This window comes from Streptomyces sp. MnatMP-M17, assembly GCF_900091995.1.
GTDB lineage: Bacteria > Actinomycetota > Actinomycetes > Streptomycetales > Streptomycetaceae > Streptomyces.
The window spans coordinates 1-9237 of record NZ_FMDK01000640.1 but is presented as its reverse complement, the minus strand read 5'-3'; the positions used below and the strand labels follow the sequence as shown (position 1 = coordinate 9237).

Here is a 9237-nt window from a genome sequence, read left to right as displayed (position 1 = left end):
GCAGCGGCCCGTCCGTGCTCGACGGCCCGGTCGAACTGGAAGCGCCGGTCGGCACCCTGGGCATCGAGAGCGGCCCTGTGCTCGGCGGCGACGGCATTCTCGGCGGAGGTGACGGCATCGCCGATCTCGACGACACCGAGAGCGAGCGCGGCGGGCTGTTCCGCGCCCGTGAGCATCTGCGTGACTCCGGCGGTGACCCGAGGGACACGCGGGACGCCCGGGACATACGCGAGACACGTGAGGTACGGGACGTGCGCGATGTACGGGATGCGCGCGACGGCGGCCGGGACTTCCGCGACCGGCGTGACGGCCGCGCGGCCCAGGAGCCGCGCGGACTCCACGAACAGCACCAGCAGACCGCGGATCCCGGGCCTCAGCGCTCCGGAGGAGATGCGGTGAGCCTGCCTCGCCGCAAGCCTCCGACACTGGTCGTGGACCGCGGCCGGCGTTTGGACGAGGCGGGCCGTGCGTCTTCCGCACGGGATGCCCGGGAGGCGCGGGAACAGACCGCAGGCGGCACGGGCCGCACCTGGTCCGGCGTACCGGCACAGCCGTCCGTTTCCGGCGCCTCGCGGCCTGCCGGTTCGGGTGCCTCGCGAACCACCGAAGAGGCCCCGCCTCTGCTTGACGGTCTGCCCCGCCGTATCCGGCAGGCCAGCCTCGCTCCTCAGTTGCGGGACATCACGCCGGACCGCTCCTCTGATCAGGCGTCGGCCGCGTCCCACGACACCGAACGGGACGCGGACGAAGTACGCAGCCGTATGGCTTCGCTCCAACGGGGCTGGCAGCGCGGTCGTCGGCAGAACGATGCCGAGGACTCCACCGGCCCCGGCGATACACAAGGAACCACATCGGAGGGGGACGGTCGATGACCGCACCGAACGCCGCAGTACGCAACTCCACCGACCCCAACGGCTCGGGAGAGCTGAACTGGCTCCTCGACGAGCTCGTCGAGCGGGTCGCCAGCATCCGCAAGGCCGTGGTCCTCTCCGGCGACGGCCTCGCCACCGGCACGTCCAAGGACCTCACCCGTGAGGACGGCGAGCATCTCGCGGCCGTCGCCTCCGGATTCCACAGCCTCGCCAAGGGTGTGGGCCGGCACTTCGAGGCGGGCAGTGTCCGGCAGACCGTCGTGGAACTGGACGACGCGTTCCTCTTTGTCACCGCGGCGGGCGACGGAAGCTGTCTGGCCGTGCTCTCCGACGCGGACTCGGACGTCGGTCAGGTCGCCTACGAGATGACGCTGATGGTCAAGCGCGTCGGTGTCCATCTCGGCACGGCGCCCCGGACCGGTCTGCCCGCCGGAGGGTGAGTGGGCTGGGATGAGTGACGCAGGTCAGGATCCGCAGCACTGGTTCGACGGCGAGGCCGGACCGGTAGTACGCCCGTACGCGATGACGCGTGGCCGCACCAGCAGCGGGACGCGCCACCGGCTCGACCTGATCGCGCTCGTCGTCCCCGAACCTGCGGCCGACGATCCCGCCCGGGACCAGACGCTCTCTCCCGAACATGTGGAGATCGTGGAACGCTGTCTCGCCAGCCCCCAGTCGATCGCCGAGCTGGCGGCGAGCCTCGACCTCCCCGTCGGGGTGGTCAGGGTACTGGTCGGCGATCTCGTCGAGAGCGAGATCGTGCATGTAACCCGTCCCGTTCCGCCGGCCGAGCTGCCGGACGTGAACATTCTGCGCGAGGTGATCAATGGTCTACGGGCGCTCTAGCCAGCGGCAGCGTCCGGTCGAGCCGGTGACGCTGAAGATTCTGGTCGCGGGCGGCTTCGGCGTGGGCAAGACCACCATGGTGGGCGCGGTCAGCGAGATCAGACCGCTCCGTACCGAGGAGATGCTGAGCGAGGCGGGCCGGCCCGTCGACGATGTCGACGGCGTCGAGGGCAAGACGACCACCACGGTCGCCATGGACTTCGGCCGGATCACCCTGCGCGAGGATCTGGTGCTGTATGTCTTCGGCACTCCGGGCCAGGACCGCTTCTGGTTCCTCTGGGACGAACTGGCCCAGGGCGCGCTGGGCGCGGTCGTACTGGCCGACACCCGGCGTCTGGCGGACTCGTTCGCGGCGGTCGACTACTTCGAGCGGCGCGCGATCCCGTTCACCGTCGCCGTCAACTGCTTCGAGGGCGCGGGCCTGTTCCCGGCCGAGACCGTACGGGCGGCGCTCGACCTGGATCCCGAGGTCCCGCTGGTGATGTGCGACGCGCGCGAGCGCGAGTCCGTCAAGGAGGTCCTGGTGACGGTCGTCGAGCACGCCATGACGCGCGCGGCGCTGCAACGCGCACAAGCCGTCAGCACCTGAGCGGACGGAGCGGTACGGGCCGAGGCCGCCTCGTACCGCTGCGGCCGTGTGCTCCAGGCCGTGGCCGTACGCCCCGCCCGCAGGCCGGTACGGTACGTCCCGCCCGCGGCCGTACGGTCTGCCGCGGGCGGGCGCGACGGTCTACCGGGCCGCCTCCTCGTGCCAGCCGAAGCTGCGCTCCACCGCCTTGCGCCAGTTGCCGTACTCGCGCTCGCGCACCTCCGCCGCCATCTGCGGTGACCAGTCGGCATCACGCTGCCAGTGCGCCTTCAGCTCGTCCAGATCCGACCAGACACCGGTCGCGAGCCCCGCCGCGTACGCCGCGCCCAGACAGGTCGTCTCCGAGACCTTCGGCCGGATCACCGGTACGCCCAGCACGTCCGCCTGATGCTGCATCAGCAGATTGTTGGCGGTCATCCCGCCGTCCACCTTCAGCGTGGTGATCCGTACGCCCGAGTCCTGGTACATCGCGTCGACCACCTCACGCGTCTGCCAGCTCGTCGCCTCCAGCACCGCACGGGCCAGATGCGCCTTGGTGACATAGCCGGTAAGACCGGTGATCACTCCGCGCGCGTCGGAGCGCCAGTACGGCGCGAACAGCCCGGAGAAGGCCGGTACGACATAAGCGCCGCCGTTGTCGTCCACACTCGCCGCGAGCGGTTCGATCTCGTCGGCACTGCGGATGAGACCGAGCTGGTCACGGAACCACTGCACCAGGGCTCCGGTGATCGCGATCGATCCCTCCAGACAGTAGACGGGCGCCGCCGAACCGATCTTGTAGCCGAGCGTCGTGATGAGCCCGTTCTTGGACGGCACAGGCCGCTCACCGGTGTTGAGCAGCAGAAAACTGCCCGTCCCATAGGTGTTCTTCGCGGTGCCCGTGTCGTAGCAGGCCTGGCCGAAGACCGCCGCCTGCTGGTCGCCGAGCGCGGACGCCACCGGCACTCCGGCGAGCCGGCCGACGGCCGTCCCGTACACCTCGGCCGAGGACCTGATCTCCGGCAGGACGGCCTCGGGCACACGCATCGCCGCGAGGATCGACGGATCCCACTGGAGAGTCTCCAGATTCATCAGCATGGTGCGGGACGCGTTGGTCACATCCGTGACATGTACGCCGCCGTCTGTGCCGCCCGTCAGATTCCAGATCAGCCAGGAATCGATCGTTCCGAAGGCGATCTCGCCGCGCTCGGCGCGCAGCCGCAGACCCGGCACCTCGTCCAGCAGCCAGGCCGCCTTGGGACCGGAGAAATAACTGGCCAGTGGCAGTCCGGTGGTGTCACGGAACCGGTCCTGGCCGTCCTCGCCGCCGAGTTCATGGCAGAGCGCGGAGGTACGGGTGTCCTGCCAGACGATCGCGTTGTGCACGGGTTTGCCGGTCGCGCGGTCCCACAGGACGGTGGTCTCGCGCTGGTTGGTGATGCCCAGCGCGCTGAGCTGATCGGCCCGCAGTCCCGCCCCGTCCAGGGCTCCGGCGACCACGGCCTGGACCTTGGACCAGATCTCGGCGGCGTCGTGCTCCACCCAGCCGGGTTTGGGAAAGATCTGGCGATGCTCGCGCTGGTCGACGGCGACGATCGCGCCGTCGTGGCCGAAGATGATGCAGCGGCTCGAAGTGGTGCCCTGATCGATGGCGGCGACGAACTTCTCCGTCATGACGTCCCCTTGATCGGTCGGTCGGAAAACGGCGTGCGTGAAGCGGCGTACGGTGTGCGACATACGGAAGGCGGCGTACGGCGGCGGTGCCGCTCGGGACCGCGCTCAGAACGCCACGTTGAAGACGATTCCGGCGAGAAGCCCGCCGATGAGCGGTCCGGCCACCGGGACCCATGCGTAACCCCAGTCCGAACTGCCCTTGTTGGGGATCGGCAGCAGCGCGTGCGCGATACGCGGGCCCAGATCGCGGGCCGGATTGATGGCGTAGCCGGTGGGCCCGCCCAGCGACAGACCGATGCCCACGACCAGCAGCGAGACCAGCAGGACGGAGATCCCGGAGCCGTACACACCGGCGTTGCCGGGGAGTTCGCCGATGCCGATGCCCGCGTTCCTGCCGAAGGCGAGAACCGGCAGGACCAGCGCGGTCGTGGCGATCACCTCGGTGACAACGTTGGCCACCGGGCTGCGGACCTCCGGCGCCGTCGCGAAGATACCGAGCGTCGGCTGTGCCGACGCGGCATCGGCGTTGGCCCGGAACTGCGCGTAGTACGTCAGCCAGCACAGCACCGCGCCGAGGATCGCGCCCGTCATCTGCCCGAGAATGTAGAGCGGTACTTTGTCCCACTCGCCCGTGTCGACCGCGATACCGACGGTCACGGCCGGATTGAGATGGCCTCCTGACAGCGGCGCGGAGGTGTACGCGCCCGCCAGCACGCCGAAGCCCCAGCCGAAGGCGATCGCCACCCAGCCGGCGGCCTTCGCCTTGGAGTGGTGCAGTGTGACGGCGGCGCAGACTCCCGCGCCGAAAAGGATGAGTATGGCCGTTCCGATGAACTCACCGACGAATATGTCCCCATTGCTCAAAGCGGCTCCTAGATCTGGCCCGGGGCCGTCCGCCCCGGATCTCCTCGACGAGCGTGCTGAGCGCGCCGACCTGCGGCGCTGACGGCGAAGTGTTCACGGCTCGTGAGGGAGCGTCAAGGTCATTGACAGCAAGCGCTGTTCAGGGACGGTCTTGACACGGACGTGCGGAACGTGAAGTTCCGCGGGCCGGAGCGACGGGCCCACGCGATGGCTCACCGAGGCGCCCGGCGGTGGTCAGCGATGCTCTGCGAGCCACTTCTCCGCGATCTCGGCCAGCTCATGGTCACGGCCCGCCAGCATCATCCGGATCATCTGCACATCGCCGCGCAGCGACCAGGCCGGATGCCCGAAGGAGGCGGGATTGTTCTTCTCGATGAAGAAGTGCGCGGGCCAGGCCGTCCCGTAACCGATCAGCGGCAGGGCCGCCGCATACCGCTTCCGCCCGCGCGCCAGGCCATAGGCGCTGATCACGAGTCCGGTGAGCGTGCCGGTCAGATGGACCCAGCGGGTCGCCGCCTTGGAGTGCATGGCGACGTAGTAGGGCCAGAACTCCTCGTACGAATCAAACTCCTGTTGCGCCATAAAGGCACCGTAACCGCTCATGCGAGAACCGGATACGGGTACTCCCGCGTCCATCTCGGAGACGGGCGGCCGGAGCCCACGGGGGTGGTCCCGGCCGTCCGTCGCCGCTCATTCCGTCGCCCTGCCCTTCGCCGCCGCGTTCCTTCCTGCCGTCAGTTCCGTACGACCGAGCGCCAGGCCACCGGGAAGTCGAAGTAAGTGTCCGGAAACGTCTCCGGCTTATGGGTGAAGTGCCACCACTCCTCGGGCAGATTGGTGAATCCGGCCTCGGCCAGCGTCGCTTTCAGAAGCTGCCGGTTCGCCCGCTGCTCGCCCTGGACCCGGGGATCGTCGGTGTGGCTGAGCGTGTCGAAACAGTCGAAGCCGGTGCCCATGTCCACCGAGTTGTCGGGGAACCGTTCGGCCTTCGGGCCGTAGCAGGGAGCCAGCCTCTCGCCCGGCAGGTACGGCCGGGTCGGCCGGGCCGGTAGCTTCACGAGCGTGAGATCCACCGTGCTGCCTCTGCTGTGTCCCGACTTCTCCGCGATGTAACCGTCCTCGAACAGCCGCGACTTGTCGACGCGCGGATAGAACTCCGTCTTCATCCGCTCGTCCTGGAGATCCTTCGCCCAGCGCACGAAGTGATCGACGGCCCGCTGCGGCCGGTAACAGTCGTACACCTTCAGCGAGTAGCCCTGCCTGAGCAGACGGGACTGTGCTTGGCGGAGCGCCTCGGCGGTGGAGCGCGTGACGATACAGACCGGCTGCCGGTAGCCGTCCACGGGCTCGCCCAGGAAGTTGTGCGGAGTGGGATAGCGCATCTCCTGGATGATCGTCGGCGCGACCGAGCGCAGGGCCACGAACTCCTTCGGCGCGGAGGGCTCCGGCACGGACGCCTCGGGTACGGCCTGGGCGGCGGGTGCGGGCGCGGTGACGGTGAACAGCACGGAGGCGGCCGAGGCGGCCAGGACACGGAGCATGGACTGAAGTCTTGTCATGGGCACCTTCGTCTATCAGCTCCGGGGACCAAGGGAAAGAGTGATCGGATACAGTCCGCGCGTGTCCGAGCCCCAGCACGTATCAGACAAGCACGTATCAGAACCGAGGAAGAGGCCCGTGCCGTTCTCCCACTGCGGAAGCTGCGGCACGCCCTATCCGTCGACGGCCGGCTGGCCCCGTGTCTGCGCGGCCTGCGGCGCCACCGCCTACCGCAATCCGCTGCCCGTCGCCATCGCCCTGGCACCGGTGACGGACGACAACGGCGGCGGACTGGTCGTCATCACCCGCACCATCGAGCCCGAGTACGGCGGGGTCGCCCTGCCCGGTGGATTTATCGACCATGGCGAGGACTGGCGGCACGCGGTCGTAAGGGAGTTGCGCGAGGAGACCGGGATCGAGGCGGACAGCGCGGACGTACGGCTGGCCGACGCGCTCAGCTCGCCAGGCGGCCATCTGCTGCTCTTCGGTCTGCTTCCGGAGCGCCGGGCCGGTCAGCTGCCGCCCTCCCGGCCCACGGAGGAGACATCGGGCTGGCACCTTCTGCGCGCGCCGGCACAGCTGGCGTTCCCGCTGCACACCGAGGCCGTACGGTCCTGGTTCGCGGGCCGCTACGACACCGCCGGAGGCGCCTGACACGAGGGACCTCCGGCGGCGAGGGACCCCGGTGCCCGGCACCACCCTTTCCGCCCTCATCTCACCGTCCCCTGACCCGTACCGGCCACTCCGGCTCCACCGGCCCGTTCTCCGTCACCCGTGATACCCGGACCTCACCGTTCACCATCCGCGAGGTGTACCGCTCCACCTCCGCCCGACCCCAGCCGTCGCCAGGGTCCCGCACCACCAGACCGCCGCCCGCGCGTCCCGCCGCCGGAGCCCATGCCTCCAGCTCCGGGCCGCCGTCCGCGCCCTGTACGGGGATCACCGCACCCGCCCGCGCCATTACTGGGATACGGGAGCGCGGCGCGTCCAGCAGCACCTGACCGGGCCCGTCATACGCCCGCTCCGTGGCCGTGTCGTACCACCGTCCGCGCGGCAGACGCACCGCCCGCCGGTCCGCACCGCGCTCCAGCACCGGTGCGACCAGCAGCGCGTCCCCGAGGAGGAACGCGTCCTCGCAGTCACGCAGCGCCCGGTCCTCCGGAGCGCCCCACCACAGCGGACGCGCGTACGGCGCGCCGGTGAGCCGGGCGAGCTGGGCGAGAGTCACGAAGTACGGCCGCAGCCGCTCCCGTTCGACCAGCGCGGCCCGCGCGTGTGCCAGCACCTCAGGGCCGAACTCCCACGGCTCCCTGCGTCCCGCGTCGATCGCCGCGTGCGTACGGAACAGCGGCAGATACGCGCCGAGCTGGAACCAGCGCAGATACAGCTCGGGCGACGGACTGCCGTCGAAACCGCCCACATCGGGGCCCGAGTACGGCACTCCGCAGAGCCCGAGGCCCAGCACCAGCGAGAGCGAGGCCCGCAGTCCCGGCCAGCCCGTCGACACATCGCCGGACCAGGTGCCTCCGTACCGCTGCATACCGGCCCAGCCGGAACGCGAGAAGAGGAACGGACGCTCGTCCGGCCGCAGCCGTCGCAGGCCCTCGAAACCGGCCCGCGCCATGGTGAGTCCATACACATTGTGGGCCTCACGGTGGTCTCCGCCTCTACCTTCCAGCCGGTGCCTGGCCGAACGCGGCAGCGTCGTATCGCCGAACGGAGCGAAGGACACCGGCTCGTTCATGTCGTGCCACACGCCGGCGAAGCCCTGCGCCAGCCGCTCCTTGTACAGACCGCCCCACCACTCGCGCACCGCCGGATCCGTGAAGTCCGGATAGACGCACTCGCCCGGCCATACGACGCCCTGGACATCCCGTCCCCGCGCGTCCCGTACGAACGCTCCGGCCGTGGCGCCGCTGTCGTACACCGCGTTGCCGGGCTCCGCCTTCACGGCGGGATCGACGATCGACACCAGCCGTACGCCGTCCGCGCGCAGCTCCTCCGCCAGTCCCGGCAGATCCGGGAAGTGCTCACGGTCGACGGTGAAGACCTGATGCGCGTCATAGTGATCGATGTCGAGATGGACCGCGGAGAGCGGCAGCTCACGCTCCCGGTAGCCGGCGACGATCCGCCGCACCTCCCGCTCACTGCCGAAGCCCCAGCGTGCGTGCTGCGGACCGAGCGCCCAGGACGGCGGGGGAGTGGGCGCGCCGGTCAGCGCCGTCCAACTGTGCAGCACCCGCGCGGGCGTGCCGGTCATCACCCAGCAGCGCAGCGGCCCGCCGTCCATCCGCAGCTCGCTCGTGCCGGGCCGGTCGTGCCCCGAGCCCTCGCCCTCCTCGCCCTCCCGCAGGGTGACCCGGCCGTCCCAGGAGTTGTCGTGGAACGCGAGATGCGTCCCGCCGTCGGCCACCACGAGCTGGACCGGCATCGTCACATACAGCGGATCGTCCTCGGGACCGAAGTCTCCGCCGGGATCGGTGTTCCACAGCCGGTACGTACCGTCCCGCAGCCGTGGCCCCGACGCCCGTCCGCCCAGCCCGAAGAACCGCGCGTCCGCGGCCACCTCGGTGCGCTGCACCCAGCGCGCCGGACCGCCGCCGACCGGCTCCCACCAGCGCGGCGGCAGCTCCCGGCGCAGCACCACACCGCCCGGTGTACGGACCTCCACACCGCCGTGGCGTGAGACCGCCACTGTCATCCGCTCCGACACCACCCGCCAGCCGCCGTCGGTGTCCGGCTCCAGCCCGGCCCGGGTGTCCGGCTCGGGCGGTGCGTCGGCGAGCGCGTACGAGGGCAGCGGCTCGGCGCCGTCCCAGCCCCAGAACACGGCGCCGCCCACCGTCACACACACATGCAGCTCCGCGCGCGCGA

Annotated in this window: 9 protein-coding genes and 1 pseudogene; 5 read left to right on the top strand and 5 right to left on the bottom strand. The window is 70.2% G+C overall.

Going from position 1 to position 9237, the window contains the following annotated elements; translation table 11 throughout:
- The 4 genes and pseudogenes from GA0115259_RS40610 to GA0115259_RS26920 form a co-directional block, all read left to right on the top strand.
- A pseudogene (locus GA0115259_RS40610) lies at positions 1–872 on the top strand (histidine kinase); the annotation flags it as partial.
- Positions 869–1312 (top strand): roadblock/LC7 domain-containing protein, encoded by a 444-nt coding sequence (locus tag GA0115259_RS26930; protein WP_093601843.1) that lies wholly within the window; start codon positions 869–871, stop codon positions 1310–1312. The pseudogene GA0115259_RS40610 and the gene GA0115259_RS26930, both read left to right, overlap by 4 nt.
- A gap of 10 nt (positions 1313–1322) precedes the next feature.
- A complete protein-coding gene (locus tag GA0115259_RS26925; protein WP_093601841.1) occupies positions 1323–1718 on the top strand; it encodes a DUF742 domain-containing protein in 396 nt (131 codons plus the stop codon).
- Positions 1699–2307, top strand: a complete 609-nt coding sequence (locus tag GA0115259_RS26920; protein WP_093601838.1) for a GTP-binding protein — start codon at positions 1699–1701, stop codon at positions 2305–2307. Before GA0115259_RS26925 ends, GA0115259_RS26920 begins: the two co-directional genes overlap by 20 nt.
- Before the next feature lie 141 nt (positions 2308–2448).
- On the opposite strand, the gene glpK is transcribed toward GA0115259_RS26920, so the two are convergent.
- From glpK to GA0115259_RS26900, 4 genes are all read right to left on the bottom strand, one after another.
- Positions 2449–3960: a glycerol kinase GlpK gene (gene glpK / locus GA0115259_RS26915; protein ID WP_093601836.1), complete on the bottom strand. Its 1512-nt coding sequence runs from the start codon at positions 3958–3960 to the stop codon at positions 2449–2451.
- Between the two features lie 105 nt (positions 3961–4065).
- A complete protein-coding gene (locus tag GA0115259_RS26910; protein ID WP_093601834.1) occupies positions 4066–4824 on the bottom strand; it encodes an MIP/aquaporin family protein in 759 nt (252 codons plus the stop codon).
- A gap of 234 nt (positions 4825–5058) precedes the next feature.
- Positions 5059–5406, bottom strand: a complete 348-nt coding sequence (locus GA0115259_RS26905; protein ID WP_093601832.1) for an Mpo1-like protein — start codon at positions 5404–5406, stop codon at positions 5059–5061.
- 152 nt (positions 5407–5558) lie between these two features.
- Positions 5559–6383, bottom strand: a complete 825-nt coding sequence (locus tag GA0115259_RS26900) for a M15 family metallopeptidase (protein WP_093601830.1) — start codon at positions 6381–6383, stop codon at positions 5559–5561.
- Between the two features lie 61 nt (positions 6384–6444).
- Between GA0115259_RS26900 and GA0115259_RS26895 the strand changes: the two genes are divergently transcribed.
- On the top strand, positions 6445–7017 hold the full coding sequence (locus GA0115259_RS26895) for an NUDIX domain-containing protein (RefSeq protein WP_370748506.1): 573 nt from the start codon (positions 6445–6447) through the stop codon (positions 7015–7017).
- Positions 7018–7078: 61 nt separating this feature from the next.
- Here GA0115259_RS26895 and GA0115259_RS26890 read toward each other — a convergent pair.
- A partial coding sequence (locus GA0115259_RS26890; protein WP_107469268.1) for a glycoside hydrolase family 31 protein occupies positions 7079–9237 on the bottom strand: 2159 nt, incomplete at its 5' end.